Here is a 16358-nt window from a genome sequence, read left to right as displayed (position 1 = left end):
AGCGCAAATGGAGCCATCTCAGAAGTAAGGGCCTTGATGGGTCCTACCCCGGATTTTGGTATTGCGGCTGAAGCCATAAGAGTGATTGAGCAAGGCCCCAAATGGACGCCGGCCATTCAAAATGGAAGATATGTGGCATTTAGGCAAACGCAGCGAATTATTTTTCAGGTACAAGATAATTAAATGGTTCGCATCAATAAATCAATAATGGGCTTTGGTGCTAAAAGATAATTTATGTTTAAAAACTTTTAATTGCGTAAGGCTATTTTCTTTCTTGCTTTTTGTTATAAATTCGCAGCAGACAAAAGGACAAAAGTGATTACACAACTGCACATTATTAATTATGCGATTATCGACGAAGTAGACGTTGCCTTTCAAAAGGGGCTTAATATCATCACTGGTGAGACAGGTGCCGGTAAAAGTATTTTAATGGGGGCGTTGGGTTTGATCCTTGGGGCTCGTGCCGACACTTCCACCCTAAAATACAGCGATAAGAAATGTGTTGTTGAGGCGGTTTTTTCTTTGAAAAAAAATGCATCAGCTATTGATTTTTTGTTGAATAATGATTTGGATAATGAAGGCGAATTAATCGTTCGTCGGGAAATTGCAGCAAATGGGAAATCTCGTGCTTTTGTAAATGATACACCAGTGACCTTGCAACAGCTGCGTGAATTGGCCTCGTTGTTGGTCGATTTGCACCAACAGTTTGATACTTTGCAGCTTGGCGATAGCGACTTTCAAAGAAAGGTGGTAGATGCGTTGGCAGGGAATGAGCATTTGCTTTCGTCTTATCAAAGTATTTACAAACAATGGCTTTCTGCAAAAGATAATTTGCAAAAACTACAAAGTAAAAAGATAGAATTTAATAAAGAAGCAGATTTTTTCCAGTACCAGTATGATGAACTTTCAGAGCAGAATTTTAAAGAGAATGAACTGGAAGACTTAGATGAGGAGTTGCAATTATTATCGAATTCGGAGGAAATAAAATTGGCACTAACGCAAGCCTCTTTTGCTCTGCAAGATAGTGAAGAGCCTGTTTTGCAAGCGATAAAGCAGGTTATTGCAAAGTTGGATTCGTTCCAGAAATTTCATCAACAAATTGCGGAAATCGTTGGACGCTTAAAAAGTACGCAAATAGAACTGCAGGACATCGCTCAAGATATAGAAGGCTTAAACAATGAGTTTGGTTTTGATGAGCAGCGGATGCAAGTGATCAACGACAGGATAGATATGGGTTATAAATTGTTGAAGAAACATGGTATAAGTACAACCAATGAATTAATTCAATTGAAAAAGGAGCTAGCTACAAAATTAGAAGCAAGTCTAAATATTGATGAACAAATTGAGTCATTGGGGAAACAAGTCAACGATTTGCTTAGCCAAGCTTTTGAGATAGCTAAGAAAATAGATGCGTCGCGCCAGCAACAAAAGCAGAAAATCCAAAATTCTGTTACCGACAAATTAACGCAGGTGGGCATGCCTAATGCGAGGCTGCAGGTGAATATTTTCACCGAAAAGGAACTTAATTTTTATGGGATCAATCAAATAGAATTTTTGTTCGATGCCAACAAAAGCAATCGTTTTGAACCCATTAGAAAAGTCGCTAGTGGTGGGGAGCTTAGCCGGTTAATGCTTTGCATAAAATCCTTAGTGGCTGAAAATATAGAACTGCCAACTTTGATTTTTGATGAAATTGATAGCGGAATTTCCGGGGAGGCCGCCAAACAAGTAGGTATTATTATGAAGGCTTTATCGGCTAATATACAGATAATTGCCATTACACATCAACCGCAAATTGCGGCCAAAGCGCACACTCATTTTTATGTGTATAAGGAAGAAGTTGGGGATAAAATAAAAACCAATATTCGTGTTTTAGACGAAGTAAAGCGAATGCACACAATCGCCCAGATGTTAGGCGGGGAGAAGCCTTCGGCAGCGGCGCTACAGAGCGCGAAGGAAATGATGGAAGGATAATTTTTCTCCGTATAAATAACATACCATGATGGAAAAACAAAATTCTTTCTTAACAAGATTTTTTAGCCTGTGGATAGTGTGTTATGTATTGATATTTATATTTACTTCTCAGTTTCACTATCAAATACCCTATCAGAACCTTTTTGTTCCCTGTTACCAGAGATTAATTCCTTGGTTTGGCAAGTCATTTTTACACCTGCCAAAATTACAAAGAATTGGCGCTACGGGGAGTGGTGATACAACTTTTGATTATGTCTTGATACTGGTAAACTTACTAGTGGCTTTGCTGCTGGGAATTATTATATTGTTATTGGATTATAAGCGCAAAAGTTATCGACAATTATATCTTTTTGTAATTGTGATTGCGCGCTATTTTGTTGCATTTTCTTTGTTGACATATGGTTTTGCTAAAGTATTTAATGGGCAATTTCCTTCCAACGGCTATCACGCATTGTTGGAGCGGGTCGGTAATATGTCACCTATGGGAATACTTTGGACATTTATGGGCGCGTCAAGACCTTATACTTTTATTACGGGATTAATTGAGGTAATCGGAGGGACGCTTTTACTCTTTAGGAGGACAAAGACCTTTGGAGCATTATTTTCAATGACGGCCATCTTAATGATAGTGATTCTTAATTTCACCTATGATGTACCTGTCAAAATATTTTCTTCGCACCTGCTTTTATTATGCATTTTTATTCTGAGTTATGACTGGAAGATCCTTTTTAACTTTTTTATCTTACACAAAAGTGAGACGCTTAACTATAAAAAGCTGAGGGTTAAAAATAAGAGGATGGAATTTTTGATTGGCTTAATGAAAGTAGTACTTGTAATCTACCTATTTCACAGCTGTATCTCTTCGATGTTGCCAACCTTACAGAAAACTGTGCCTCCTCTTGAGGGTCTTTATACGACCCGTGCAATGGCTTGGGGAAATAAGGACAGTATACTTTTTGACAAAAGTGACTATCGCAAGTGGAAGAACATGTATATTAATTATAAGGGTTATTTAGGAATTATTTTCGAAGATGAAAAATCAACAAGATATAAATCAGAAATAGACTCATCAAGAAAAACTATTGTCATAAAACCAATAGATGAAAATGATGTTTTTGCCCAATTTTCTTACACTATTAATAGAGATACCTTAAAATTAAATGGAGAAATTAGAAATGTGCCTGTAATGATAATTCTTACCAGAAAAGGGAAAAAGGATTTCTTATTAAATAACCGGGGTTTTCATTGGATTAGTGAGTATCCTTATCATAAATAAATGGGTAAATTGAATTTTCGCTTGTTTTTTAGTAAAGCGGGTGTCATGCCAGACATATAGCGCAGTCACGTCTTTACATTTCTAATTTTTATGGGGAAATTACACAAATTTTGCGGCGAAAATGCTGTCACTGCTCCCTTACGACATGGAAAGAAAACGAGTCAAAAATAATATCTGCGCGTTTTTCTTTTGTTTCTTCTGTTAAAATATCGACACATACAATTGATTTGGTCAGCTTTGAAGGCTTATATGATGTACCTTTATCAGTAGTGAAAATTATAATACTCGTTAAAACTTTTGACGGAAATAATTTACGTTTATAAAACTTCTATTATGGCAAAAGCAGCAAAAAAAACTGGCATTGACGCTCATCAGATTCGAGAAGCTTATATTGATTATGTTTTAACAAACAATGAACCGCCAAAGTCGGTATATCTTTTTGCAAAAGCATTAAAAATTTCAGAAGTTACGTTTTATGACTTTTACGCCTCCTTTATAGCCATTGAGAAATCTATTTGGGAAGATTTGACGGGAAAAGCGATTGCTGAAATACAGAGACAAGAAGTTTGGTCCCAATATAGCTCCCGTGAGAAAATACTTTCTTTCTTTTATGGCTATATTGAACTGTTGAAGAGTAAGCGAAGTTTTGTTGTTTACACTTTGAAAAAGGCGACTATAAGATTCTCCACACCGGAAGTATTGCACCGGGCAAAAGAAGATTTTCAGAATTTTGCTGACAATGTAATTAAACAAGGGCTGGATTCGGGTGAACTGGCTGATAGGAAATTTTTGAGTAAGAGATATAAAGATGGCCTTGGTATCCAGTTCGTTTTTATTCTAAATTTTTGGGTAGACGATCAAAGCAAGGATTTTGAAAAAACAGATGAAGCTATTGAGAAGGGTATCAACCTTTCTTTCGATTTATTTCAACGTTCGCCAATTGATAACCTTTTTGAGTATGGAAAGTTTATCATCCGAAACGGCAAACTGCACGAAAAAATGGGGATATAAATTTATGAAAGTACAAGAATCGATGCCCTCATCTAAAGTAGAACGTTCGGCTAAATTTATAAAAACGGGCGTACAGATTGGCGGAAATTACATCAAGCATTATTCAAAGAAATTGTTTAACCCCAGCTTGAATAAAGACCAATTAAATGAAGATAATGCTACGGACATCTATGCGTCGTTAAGCCAATTGAAAGGTTCAGCCTTAAAAATTGCACAAATGCTGAGCATGGACAAAAACATAATGCCTACTGCCTACATTGACAAGTTCTCTCAATCTCAATACAATGCGCCACCACTTTCCGGCCCATTAATTGTGCGGACTTTTACAAAAAGTTTTGGTAAGACCCCCCAGGATTTATTTGATTCTTTCAATTTAAATGCTACAAATGCGGCTTCGATTGGGCAAGTACATCAGGCGACTTTAAACGGTAAGAGATTAGCGATAAAAATTCAATATCCTGGTGTTGGTGATAGTATTTCTTCCGATTTAAAATTGGTCAAGCCTTTTGCATTTCGCATTTTGGGAATGAATGAAAAGGACTTGAATATTTATATCAAGGAAGTGGAGGAAAGGTTACTCGAAGAGATAGATTATAAACTAGAAGTGAAAAGGTCTATCGAAATTTCCACTGCTTGCAAGAATCTGAATAATATAGTTTTTCCGCAATACTATCCTGCGTATTCCAGCGACAAAATTATCACAATGGATTGGATGGAGGGATTGCATTTAAAAGAATTTTTGCAAACAAACCCTTCGCAGAGATTGAGAAATAAAATTGGTCAAGCTCTTTGGGATTTTTATCATTTTCAACAACACGTCCTACGTAAAGTTCATGCAGATCCGCATCCTGGAAACTTTTTGATTATCGAAGGGGAAAAATTGGCGGTCATTGATTTTGGGTGTATAAAAGAGATCCCTGACGATTTTTACGAACCATTTTTTGCGCTTGTTCAACCGGGGTTTATGCAAAATAAAGAAGCAACAATTAAGGCCTTTAAACAATTGGAATTGATCTTAAGCAGTGATAATAAGAAGCAGGAAGCGTTTTATTATAATGCTTATAAAGAAATGATTGCCTTATTTTCATTGCCTTATGCAAGTGAGACTTTTGATTTTAGTGGCAACGATTTTTTTGAAGATTTATATACTTGGGGTGAAAAAATCACAAAAATGCCTGAATTTAAACAACCGCGGGGGGTGAAGCATTTTATTTATATCAATAGAACCAACTTCGGATTATATACCATTCTCAATGAGTTGAAGGCTACAGTAAATACCAGGAATTACCGCCATTCTTAGAAAGAGTTTGACTAAAAATTAATCTTGTAATGCCTGTAATTCTTCAAAAGAGACTTACTTTCGCGGCTTTACCAAGCCCTATTATGAATGAAATTATTGCCAAATCTCTTTGACTTTAATCAAAAAATAAAATATCGAACAGAAGTTCTTGCGGGTTTTACCGTAGCTATGACAATGATTCCAGAATCTTTGTCATTTGCTATCTTGGCCGGATTTCCGCCGTTAACGGGTTTGTATGCTGCCTTTATTATGGGGCTGGTTACGGCTATTTTTGGTGGGCGGCGGGGACTGGTTTCGGGCGGGGCCGGATCGACTGTAATTGTGCTGATCGCTTTGATGAAGCTGCATGGGCTGGAATACGTTTTTGCAGCAGTAGCAATTGCGGGTATTTTGCAAATAATTATTGGTGTGTTTAAGTTGGGGAAATTTATTCGGTTGGTTCCGCAATCTGTAATGTATGGCTTTGTAAATGGCTTGGCAGTTGTGATTTTTTTAGCCCAAATGCATCAGTTTAAAATTGGCGAAGGTCCAGCGGCTACTTGGATGAGTGGAGCACATTTATATACAATGGTTGGGTTGGTGATTTTGTCGATCGCTATTATGGTTTTATTGCCGAAATTTACTAAAATTGTTCCGCCTGCATTAGCAGCCATCATAGTGGTGTTTGCCCTCGTTTACTTTTTTCGTATTGATACTAAAATGGTAAAAGATATTGCATCGGTAAGTGGTAATTTTCCACCTTTTCATATTCCTGTAGTGCCCTTCACTTTAAATACATTATGGGTTGTGTTCCCTTACGGATTAATAATGTCTTGTGTTGGATTAACGGAAGGTTTGTTGACATTAAATTTAGTCGATGAAATTACAGGGAACAAAGGTAACGCCAATAAAGAATGTATAGCGCAAGGTGCTGCAAATCTATTAAATGGATTTTTCAATGGAATGGGTGGGTGTCCGATGATTGCCCAAACTTTAGTAAACCTTTCGGCCGGCTCTAGAGCCAGACTGTCGGGAATTGTCGCGGCACTTACAATTTTGGTAATTATTTTAGTCGGTGCACCGGTAATAGGACGCTTACCAATGGCAGCTTTAACAGGTGTGATGATCATGGTTGCTTTTGGAACTTTTGAATGGATAAGTTTTAGAATTATCAACAAGATGCCCAGCTCGGATGTGTTTATTGGGATATTAGTTGCCGTGATAACTATATTTTTGAAAAACCTCGCTTTGGCCGTTTTGATTGGTGTGATCATTTCGGCATTGGTTTTTGCATGGGAAAGTGCTAAGCGAATCCGAGCTAGAAAATATGTGGATGAAAACGGCACCAAACATTATGAGATGTACGGCCCATTATTTTTTGCTTCTACAACGGCCTTTCTCGAAAAGTTTGATGTAGCGGGTGATCCCAATGAAGTCATTATTGATTTTAAGGAAAGTCGGGTCGCAGATATGTCTGGTATTGATACTTTAAACAAATTGACAGAACGCTATAAAAATGCGGGGAAGAAATTACATTTGAAACATTTGAGTAGGGATTGCAAGCTGCTATTAAAAAATGCGGAAGATGTGATAGATGTAAATATTTTAGAAGACCCCACCTATAGTGTCGCAACGAGTTTGAATTCAAATAAAATTATTAAGTGAAAGCTTTTTCAAATGTCTCTTTGCTTTTCTTCCAATCTAAATATCCTCTTATACAAAGTAAGGTTGTTACTGCGGAGAGAATCGCATAAAAAGGCATGCGTCTGTCAATCATTAATAAGATAGAAGCACCGTTGATGATGAACCAATAAATCCAAGCAGATAATATTTTGCGAGCTTCCAAAATGGTCGCACTAAACCCGAAAACGGTAATGGCCGCATCAAAATATGGCCTTGGTGAATCGGTATGCAGTTGCATTATTTTACCTAAAAACAAAGTAAGGAAAATACAGATAGCAATGTTGATGATGTGTGCAGACGCCCGCCATTCGGTTACTTGCAGATGTCTTTCCTCGTCGTCGTCATTGTTTTTTCTTTTTAACCAAAGGAACCATCCGTAAAAACCTATGACTACATAATAAAAGTTCAACCCGGCTTCTAAATAAATTTTTGCATGAAAACATGAAAAAATATATAATCCGCTGGAAAGAATACCGCATATCCAACACCAAATATTTTGTCGCATCATCAAGATGACGTAGAGCAATCCGAAGATTACCGATGCTAATTCGATCACAGTAAAAAAGTCCATTGTTCAATTTTGTGGAAAATGCGGGTGGAATTGTTAGTAGTATTAAGCCTTCAGCACTCCGTTTGAGACTTTATGCATTTTGCTTAACTCATCATTCCTACGCAGGCATTATCCTGTTCAGGTAAAACGGGTAAACTTCTCAGCTGGAAAATCTCAGCGCCCCGTGATGCTTTATTCAGGCGCAAATTAGTGCATTTTTTTTTGAGCTGTTGCATTTTGTTCGTTAAACTCGTTTCCCCAAAAAGTTTATTATGCAAAAGAAAAACCTTTCTATATTATTCGTTCTTGGTTTAGGTATGGTGATCTTTCTTTCTCTTCCGGGTTGTAAAAAGGACAACGAAAAGCAAGGCGGGTATACTTTTACAACAGCAGTTCACAATACACTCAATGAAGCGGTAATCCTTGTGTACGGTGGAAAGACCTATAGGCAAGACGGTAAAGACACACTGAGTTTCTCGAGAGACTCAATCAGGATATTACCAGATTCTACTTATTCTATTACTTATTTTGTGTGTACAAATAACTGCCCGCTGGTTTTTGAACAGCCGGCTATACCGGGAGTTATCAAAATGATTGGGGGTAATAAAGAAAAAATAGATACTGCTTGCGGCTTCCCGCTTTTGCGAGGATCTAACGCGGTTTTCGATTGCACAAAAGATATCAAAAATTATTACAACAATCAGTTTTGGCAGGAAACAAAAAACAGCAAAGGCAATATCGTTCGCCGTGAATATGCCATTGATTCAAAAGATTTACAGGAAATGAAATAAGTGTTATTGCATACCAATTTTTCGTGAAAATTGAAATTAAGAATACGAAATGGGGGAAAGTTTATTGGCGTTAATAGCCTTTGGATACGCCAATACAATGTATCAAATAACATTCTTTGATCCTTTATGAATTATGCGAGGGGCTAAATAATTTTTATATTAATAATATAAGCCGTAAAAATTCCTTTTCTTTGCCGTATATTATTTTTAATAAAAATAAAACCCATGTCGTATAACTTATTAAAAGGAAAAAAAGGAATCATATTTGGCGCGTTAAACGATCAATCGCTTGCCTGGAAAACGGCTTTGAAATGCTACGAAGAAGGCGCTGAACTTGTTTTGAGTAATGCACCTATCGCTCTGCGCATGGGCGAGATCAACAAACTCGCTGAAGCCACAAATGCCCCTGTTATCGGTGCGGATGTGACAAATATGGAAGATTTGAACAATTTGTTCGATAAAACGATGGAACATTTTGGAGGCAAAATAGATTTTATCTTGCACAGCGTAGGAATGAGTGTAAATATTCGTAAAGGCAATCCTTATACGGCTTTGAACCATGAATTTGAGATGAAGACCTTAGATATTTCTGCGGTAAGTTTTCATAAAGTATTACAAGTGGCTTTCGAAAAAGACGCCTTAAATGAATGGGCAAGCGTAGTGGCGCTTACTTATATTGCGGCTCAAAAAGTTTTCCCTGATTATAATGAAATGGCAGATGCAAAATCTTTGCTGGAGAGCATCGCCCGTAGTTTTGGCTATCATTATGGCATTAAAAATAAAGTGCGTGTAAACACTATTTCTCAATCCCCTACACGCACGACAGCAGGTAGTGGTGTAAAAGGCTTTGATGGGTTTATGAATTTTGCTGAAGCGATGAGTCCCCTTGGGAATGCGACCGCAGATGCTTTCGCAGATTATTGCGTTACTATTTTCAGTGATCTTACAAAATACGTAACTATGCAGAATCTATTTCATGATGGTGGTTACAGTTCAACCGGCGTAACACAACAAGTGGTGGATAAAATGGCATAGCCTTATTGAGATTGTTCGATGACTGCTTCACTTACGCGCAATTATGGGAACAGCTGCAGGGATCTGAGCAACAGGTGATCTGATTATCTCAATTAATAAGTTTTTATCGATTGGAGAAGACCCCAACCGAGAATTTCTTAAAAGCCGTATTGACATTGTCATGCGGCTTTTGGTTTTAAAGAACATAGCATTAAAAATTCTTTTTATTTTCAAATTAATCCGTCTATTTTTGACGCCGTTCATTTAAAAAGATGAAATCGATATGCTGCTATTGGAATCTAAGAAAACATTAAAACTTTCGCTACCCATCATACTTGGGGAATTAGCGCAGATATCTCTGCATATAATAGATACGGCCATGATAGGCTCTGTCAATTATAAGCAACTGGCAGCTGCGGCATTGGTGATGAGTGTAATTAATATTCCTTTTGTCTTTGGTATTGGTATTACGTTTGCCGTTTCACAAATGGTTTCCATGGCACACGGCCGTAAAGATGGCCAGCTCGTTTCTCATTTTTTTTATAATGGGTTCTGGCTTTGTGCAATAGCTGCGCTACTTATTTCTGGAGGATTAGAGCTGGGTAAAAACATTATTTTTCATTTGGACCAGGACCCCGAAGTCGCGAGACTTGCGGCGCCTTTTCTTCGATTAATGGGCTGGTCTATTATTCCTATGATTTTGTTTATGGCTTTAAAACAGTTCACGGATGGTTTAGAATTTACGCGGACTGCTATGATTTTGTCACTTTTGTCATTACCTCTAAATGCGTTCATTAACTGGATTTTAATTTTTGGTAATTTGGGTGCACCTAGATTAGAACTGATTGGAGCCGGATGGGGAACGCTAATTACGCGAACCCTAATTTTCTTGCTTTTAGGTCTCATTATTTTAAGTCATAGGACCTTTCGAAAATACATTGCTGTTAGAAAAAATCAATGGCAAATAAAATGGCGGACAATTAAACGGCTGCTGCATATCGGTGTGCCTAGTAGTTTGCAAATTGGAATGGAAGCGGGAGCCTTTGCCATTTCCGGGATTCTCATCGGAACGATTAGTTCTGTTGCACTTGCCGCCCATCAAATTGCATTAATTTGTGCCTCCTTTACTTTTATGGTTTCTATGGGTTTAGCGCAAGGTGGGTCTATTCGTGCCAGCAATGCTTTTGGTACAAAAAATTGGTCTAAGATTCGAATAATTGGGAAAGGGACGTTACTCATGGCGCTGACTTACGGGCTTTGTTGTGCAATTAGCTTTGTTATATTTCGTAATGGACTGCCATTGCTCTTTAATAAAAATAAAGAGGTGGCGGAGCTGGCGAGTTATTTACTTTTATTTGCTGCTATATTTCAAATTTCCGATAGCACGCAGGCGGTAAGTGCAGGCTTACTTCGCGGAATAAAAGATGTAAAGATCCCTACCTATTTAATTGCTATTGCATACTGGGTAGTGGGCCTTCCTGTTGGTTATTTTATGGCGGTTAAAATGAATTTCGGCGCTGCGGGGATATGGTTGGGCTTTATTCTGGGACTTACATTTTCTGCTTGTTTTTTAAGCTATCGATTTCTTAAAATCACAAGGAGGCAAAAATAATAAACCTTTTTTTCTTTTGGGGCCAGTATCCCATCTTCGTCCTCATATATTGAATTGTTTTACAGGAATGCCTAATAAAAAAGGCGCAACGAAAAAAGTCGTTACGCGCTTTGTTTTTATCGTTATTCTTTCATTTAAAATTCACAATTTTTCGGTGTTCTGGCGAAAGGAATTACGTCACGGATATTGGTCATTCCGGTTACAAATAAAACCATACGTTCAAATCCCAATCCGAAACCCGCGTGTGGCACAGTTCCGAAGCGGCGTGTATCTAAATACCAACTCATTTCTTCGCTAGGAATATCCATTTCTTTCATGCGGTTTTCCAGTTTGTCTAAGCGCTCTTCTCTTTGTGAACCGCCGACGATCTCACCGATGCCCGGCGCTAAAATATCCATTGCAGCAACAGTTTTGCCATCATCATTTTGACGCATGTAAAAAGCCTTGATGTCTTTGGGATAATCGGTAACAATTACCGGTTTTTTAAAATGTTTTTCTACTAAATAGCGCTCATGTTCACTTTGCAAATCGATACCCCATTGTACATCGTATTTAAATTTCTTCTTTTTATAGGCAGGTGATGCTAATAAAATGTCAATTGCTTCAGTATAAGTAATATGCTCAAAACTATTGTTCAAAACAAACTCTAGTTTTTCTATCAGATTCATTTCGCTGCGTTTATCTTGCGGTAAAGAATTCTCTTCTTCTTTTAAACGCGTGTCTAAAAATTCCAAATCTTCCATGTTATGCTTCATTGCATAGCCAATCAGATATTTGATAAATTCTTCTGCTAAGTTTCTATTGTCTTCCAGATCGTAAAAGGCCATTTCAGGTTCTATCATCCAGAATTCGGCAAGATGTCTTGCGGTGTTGGAATTTTCTGCCCGAAAAGTAGGGCCGAACGTATAGATATCGCTGAACGCCATCGCACCTAATTCGCCTTCCAATTGCCCCGACACAGTGAGGTTGGTGGCTTTGCCAAAGAAGTCTTGTGAAAAATCTATGGTGCCATCGGCTTTTGTCGGTGCATTGTTCAACGGCAAAGTCGTCACCTGAAACATTTCACCTGCACCTTCAGCATCACTGGCGGTCAATATGGGTGTGTGTAAATACACAAAACCACGATCATTGAAAAATTGATGGACAGCAAATGCGAGTGCGTGACGTATGCGAAATATCGCTCCAAAGGTATTGGTGCGAAAACGTAGATGAGCCTTCTCTCGCAAAAACTCTAAGCTATGTTTCTTAGGTTGCAAAGGGTATTTTTCCGCATCACTATCACCCAAAATTTCTAACGATGTTGCTTTGATTTCTACCTTTTGGCCTTTACCTAAAGACTCAATCAATTTTCCAGATACTTTTAGTGAAGCACCAGTGGTAATGCGTTTTGAAGTAGCATCATCAATCAATCCGAGCTCTATTACAATTTGAATATTATTGTTAGTACTTCCATCATTTATAGCTATAAATTGATTGTTGCGAAAAGTGCGCACCCAACCCATTACTGTCACTTCCTGTCCGGTTTTCTCACCTGAAAGCAAGTCTTTAATTTTCGTTCTTTTGTTAAACATCTATTTTGAAATTAGGCTGCAAATATAAATTAATTGTGCTAAGGGATGAATGATAAGCGGCAAGTTTTAAGTAGTAGACACATGTTTCAGTAAAAATGAACTGTTTTTATCTGTATTTATGTAATTTTTAATGCTTTATGAAGTTTCTATTAATGAAGCAATGAATATTTTTAATACTAACTTCCAATCATGATTAGATACATGCTGTGACCCATCGTAATTTCTGTTCCACCGCATGCAAGGGAGTCTGCGGTTACTTGCATGGTCGTGAGACTTTTAGGGCAACCTCTTATTGGCATCGGCAGGAAAATCATTCTTTTGATCACTTTTTGGTTCGATACAAGATGTGCGTGGATTTAATAATCCAGTGCTGTCGAGCTAGATAGATCCCACCAATAATGGAAAGCACGATGGCCGGCTGCGAAAAACCCCCGGGTAATAGAAGATAGACAGCCAGGTCTTTGATACTTGGGCATTATAATTAAGAAGATCTCGCATTTAATTATGCTTTGGTGGGGTACTTTCAACTTTTAAGATCCAGCTTCTGCTGGACAATAGCAAGAACAGCAGGGTGACCACACTTAGTTCTGGGCTCGTAATATAGAGGGAAGCAAATGAAGGTATTAAGACAAATATCAGAAATGAGGATTATGACTATGCAGGTAAAAATGGGAGCCCCACCTGGAATTATGGCAAGACAACAATATCAAGATAAAGGCTACCTTTGATTCGCAAGTGCTTTTGCTGTCGTGTAAATGAAATTGTGTTTTGAGGTCAAGGAATTGTTGCAAACGTTTGCTCTTTTATGAAAAGAAGAAAAGGTGTATCTTCCCTCTTATCAAAATACCTACTCTTTATGCAAAAGTTTTGGATAGCCGGCTTGTTCAGCCTTTTTACTTTATGTGCTACAGCACAAACCAGACTACTGAAATACACCAACGCTCACGATAGTTGGAATCCAGATAGTTTGGGTAATCATCGTGTGGTGGTCGTAGTAAAATCAAAAGGTGATGTAGCCAAAGTAATTATTCCTTGGCGCAGAAGAGATGAGAATCCGCAAGCTAAGGATATCGTAGTGATAGATGCACAGACCAACACCATTGTAAAAAATGTAAAAGTTGAAGATGTGTCGCGTGAACAAGGAACAATCTATTTTCAACCTACTTCGGGAGCTGGTCAATATTATGTGTATTACATGCCTTATCATTTAAAAGGCACATATTACCCCCAAACGATTTATAAAAAGCCCAGTGAAACACCGAGCGAAGATTGGTTGTCAAAAATAGACCATTTGACGGTAGACGCTGTGGCAACTGAGCTGCAGTCTGTAGATGTTTTTAATAGTTTCTATCCAATGGAGATAATTGCGACTGCCAAGGAAACGCAAGCTTTGATCGAAGAAAATGGCGGTAAAGACTACTTGGTTTTTCCTGAAGATAGAATGCATTGCATTCGAATGACAAAAGATTTGCCAGAGAGATGGATAGCAAGTGGTGCGAAAAATGCTTTCTCAGACGAGGCTCTGCGCGGTGAGAATTTTGCCTATCAATTGGGAATTTATCCCTTAGAGGAAAATTTGAAAAATGTAAAAGTTATTTTTTCCGATTTAACATCTGCGGGTGGCGCAACCATTAGTAAAAATGTGATGGAATGCATCAATAACAAAGGCATAAACTGGGTCGGTGTTCCAGAGACTTTTACAGTAAACGTACCCAACAAAACAGTACAAGCCTTATGGTGTACTGTCGATATTCCCAATGATGCGAAAGCGGGAAATTACACTGGTACTGCCACCATTACAGTTGATAACGCGCCATCGCGGACTATTAAAATCTCTTTAAAAGTCGCGAATAAAGTTGCAGTGGACCACGGTGTAAATGAACCTTGGAAGCAAACGAGATTAACTTGGTTGAATTCAACCGCCTATGAAAAAAACACTGTCATTAAACCTTACATTCCTTTGGAGAGAAATGGCGATGAGATAGGACTCTTGGGTAGAAAATTAACTATTGCTAAAACAGGATTTCCTGCGCAGATACAAAGTTATTTTACCCAAGCTATGACAGCTATTGGTCAAACGCCCAAAAATTTATTGGAAGAACCAATTCACTTTCATTTTTTTAATACAGCAGGGAAAAATATTGCCTTCACTTCCTCCGCAATAAGATATACGACGCAGACGCCCGGTACCATTGCCTGGGAGGTTGATAACACTTCTGCACAATTAGATATGAATGTAGCTGGTTCTTTGGAATTTGACGGATTTGTGAACTATACCGTGCGTGTAATCGCTTTACAAAATATAGATTTAAAGGATGTGGAAATGCATATTCCTTTTGAACCTGCTGTTGCAAAATACACAATGGGTTTGGGGAATATAGGTCAGCAGCGCCCCGATAGTGTGCTTTGGAAATGGGACGTAGCGCATAAAAATCAAGATGGTGCATGGGTGGGGGACGTAAATGGAGGATTACAATATTCGTTGCGTGACCAGCATTATACACGTCCGCTGAATACTAATTTTTATCTGCAAAAACCCTTGGTGTTGCCAAGTTCTTGGGGGAATGACGGCAAGGGCGGTATTAATATTTTTCTAAAAGGATCATCTGTTTTGGCCAATAATTATACCGGTCCCCGCAGCATGAAGAAGGGTGATACTTTGTTTTATAATTTCCGTTTATTGATAACACCCTTTCATCCGTTAGAAACGAAAGAACATTTCGCCAATCGTTATTTACACAAATATGTGAATCCCGATACGGCTAAATCCTGGGGTGTCTCAGTAATAAATATTCATCAGGGTACCCCTATCAATGCCTATATCAATTATCCTTTTATTCAAACAAAGGAGATGAAAGCTTATATTGATAGCGCACATCGCGATGGAATGAAAGTAAAAATTTACAATACGGTACGTGAGCTTTCGAATCGCGCTTATGAGTTGCCTGCTTTGTTTAGCTTAGGAAACGAAATCTATTCCAAAGGGAAAGGCGGGGGTTACTCTTGGCTGCGCGAGCATCTGGACCCAACTTACATCAGTGGTTGGTTTACACCTGAGGTAAAAGATGCAGCTATCATCAATGGAGATATGAGTCGTTGGCATAACTATTATGTAGAAGGCATGGGTTGGTTGACCAAAAATATCGGCATTGATGGTGTGTATTTAGATGATGTAGCTTTTGACAGAGATATTATGAAACGCAACAAGCGGGCTTTAAAGCAGGATGGACATGCCGGTTTGATAGACCTGCACTCGGCTAGTCAATATGATAAAGCAGACGGATATATCAATAGTGCGATGTTATATATGGAGCTTTTCCCTTATATTAATCGTTTGTGGTTTGGGGAAAAATTTGATTACGAAAATAGCTCCAAAGATTATTATCTCACCGAAATGTCTGGTATTCCTTTTGGCCTGATGGGCGAAATGTTGGAACACGACGGGAATCCTTGGCGCGGTATGGTATACGGAATGACGGATCGTTTGAAATGGTCCGAAACAGCTGATCCGAGACCGTTATGGAAAGAGTGGGATAAGTTTGGTATTACCGACGCTGCAATGATTGGCTATTGGGACGATAATAATCCGGTAAAATC

At 38.3% G+C, this 16358-nt stretch carries 11 protein-coding genes, 1 pseudogene and 1 riboswitch; of the genes and pseudogenes, 10 read left to right on the top strand and 2 right to left on the bottom strand.

The window, feature by feature from the left end; all coding sequences use genetic code 11:
• The 6 genes and pseudogenes from ACQR30_RS01685 to ACQR30_RS01660 all read left to right on the top strand — a co-directional run.
• Nucleotides 1-183 (top strand): annotated as a pseudogene (locus tag ACQR30_RS01685) (energy transducer TonB); the annotation flags it as partial.
• A 69-nt stretch (nucleotides 184-252) separates the two neighbouring features.
• Nucleotides 253-1974, top strand: a complete 1722-nt coding sequence (gene recN, locus ACQR30_RS01680) for a DNA repair protein RecN (protein ID WP_429730354.1) — start codon at nucleotides 253-255, stop codon at nucleotides 1972-1974.
• A gap of 25 nt (nucleotides 1975-1999) precedes the next feature.
• Nucleotides 2000-3250, top strand: coding sequence for a hypothetical protein (locus tag ACQR30_RS01675; RefSeq protein WP_429730351.1), 1251 nt, complete (start codon nucleotides 2000-2002; stop codon nucleotides 3248-3250).
• A gap of 333 nt (nucleotides 3251-3583) precedes the next feature.
• Nucleotides 3584-4261, top strand: a complete 678-nt coding sequence (locus ACQR30_RS01670) for a TetR family transcriptional regulator C-terminal domain-containing protein (protein ID WP_429730348.1) — start codon at nucleotides 3584-3586, stop codon at nucleotides 4259-4261.
• Nucleotides 4262-4265: 4 nt separating this feature from the next.
• Nucleotides 4266-5561: an ABC1 kinase family protein gene (locus ACQR30_RS01665; protein WP_429730345.1), complete on the top strand. Its 1296-nt coding sequence runs from the start codon at nucleotides 4266-4268 to the stop codon at nucleotides 5559-5561.
• Between the two features lie 87 nt (nucleotides 5562-5648).
• On the top strand, nucleotides 5649-7205 hold the full coding sequence (locus ACQR30_RS01660; protein WP_429730342.1) for a SulP family inorganic anion transporter: 1557 nt from the start codon (nucleotides 5649-5651) through the stop codon (nucleotides 7203-7205).
• Here ACQR30_RS01660 and pnuC read toward each other — a convergent pair.
• Nucleotides 7198-7794, bottom strand: a complete 597-nt coding sequence (pnuC, locus tag ACQR30_RS01655; RefSeq protein ID WP_429730340.1) for a nicotinamide riboside transporter PnuC — start codon at nucleotides 7792-7794, stop codon at nucleotides 7198-7200. The two genes, ACQR30_RS01660 and pnuC, sit on opposite strands and share 8 nt — an antisense overlap.
• A gap of 77 nt (nucleotides 7795-7871) precedes the next feature.
• A riboswitch (TPP riboswitch) is annotated at nucleotides 7872-7968 on the bottom strand.
• A 77-nt stretch (nucleotides 7969-8045) separates the two neighbouring features.
• Here pnuC and ACQR30_RS01650 point away from each other — a divergent pair.
• From ACQR30_RS01650 to ACQR30_RS01640, 3 genes are all read left to right on the top strand, one after another.
• Entirely contained in the window at nucleotides 8046-8564 is a 519-nt protein-coding gene (locus tag ACQR30_RS01650) for a hypothetical protein (protein ID WP_429730337.1), read from the top strand.
• 225 nt (nucleotides 8565-8789) lie between these two features.
• A complete protein-coding gene (locus ACQR30_RS01645) occupies nucleotides 8790-9599 on the top strand; it encodes an enoyl-ACP reductase FabI (RefSeq protein ID WP_429730334.1) in 810 nt (269 codons plus the stop codon).
• Nucleotides 9600-9861: 262 nt separating this feature from the next.
• Nucleotides 9862-11190, top strand: a complete 1329-nt coding sequence (locus tag ACQR30_RS01640; RefSeq protein WP_429730331.1) for an MATE family efflux transporter — start codon at nucleotides 9862-9864, stop codon at nucleotides 11188-11190.
• Nucleotides 11191-11324: 134 nt separating this feature from the next.
• Here the strand turns inward: ACQR30_RS01640 and asnS are convergent, their stop codons facing one another.
• Nucleotides 11325-12761, bottom strand: a complete 1437-nt coding sequence (asnS, locus tag ACQR30_RS01635; protein ID WP_429730328.1) for an asparagine--tRNA ligase — start codon at nucleotides 12759-12761, stop codon at nucleotides 11325-11327.
• A gap of 805 nt (nucleotides 12762-13566) precedes the next feature.
• Between asnS and ACQR30_RS01630 the strand changes: the two genes are divergently transcribed.
• On the top strand, nucleotides 13567-16358 hold a 2792-nt coding region (locus ACQR30_RS01630; RefSeq protein ID WP_429730325.1), incomplete at its 3' end, for a glycoside hydrolase domain-containing protein.

Source organism: Arachidicoccus sp. (genome assembly GCF_050436765.1).
Classification (GTDB): domain Bacteria; phylum Bacteroidota; class Bacteroidia; order Chitinophagales; family Chitinophagaceae; genus Arachidicoccus.
This window is presented reverse-complemented; position numbering and strand designations above follow the sequence as displayed.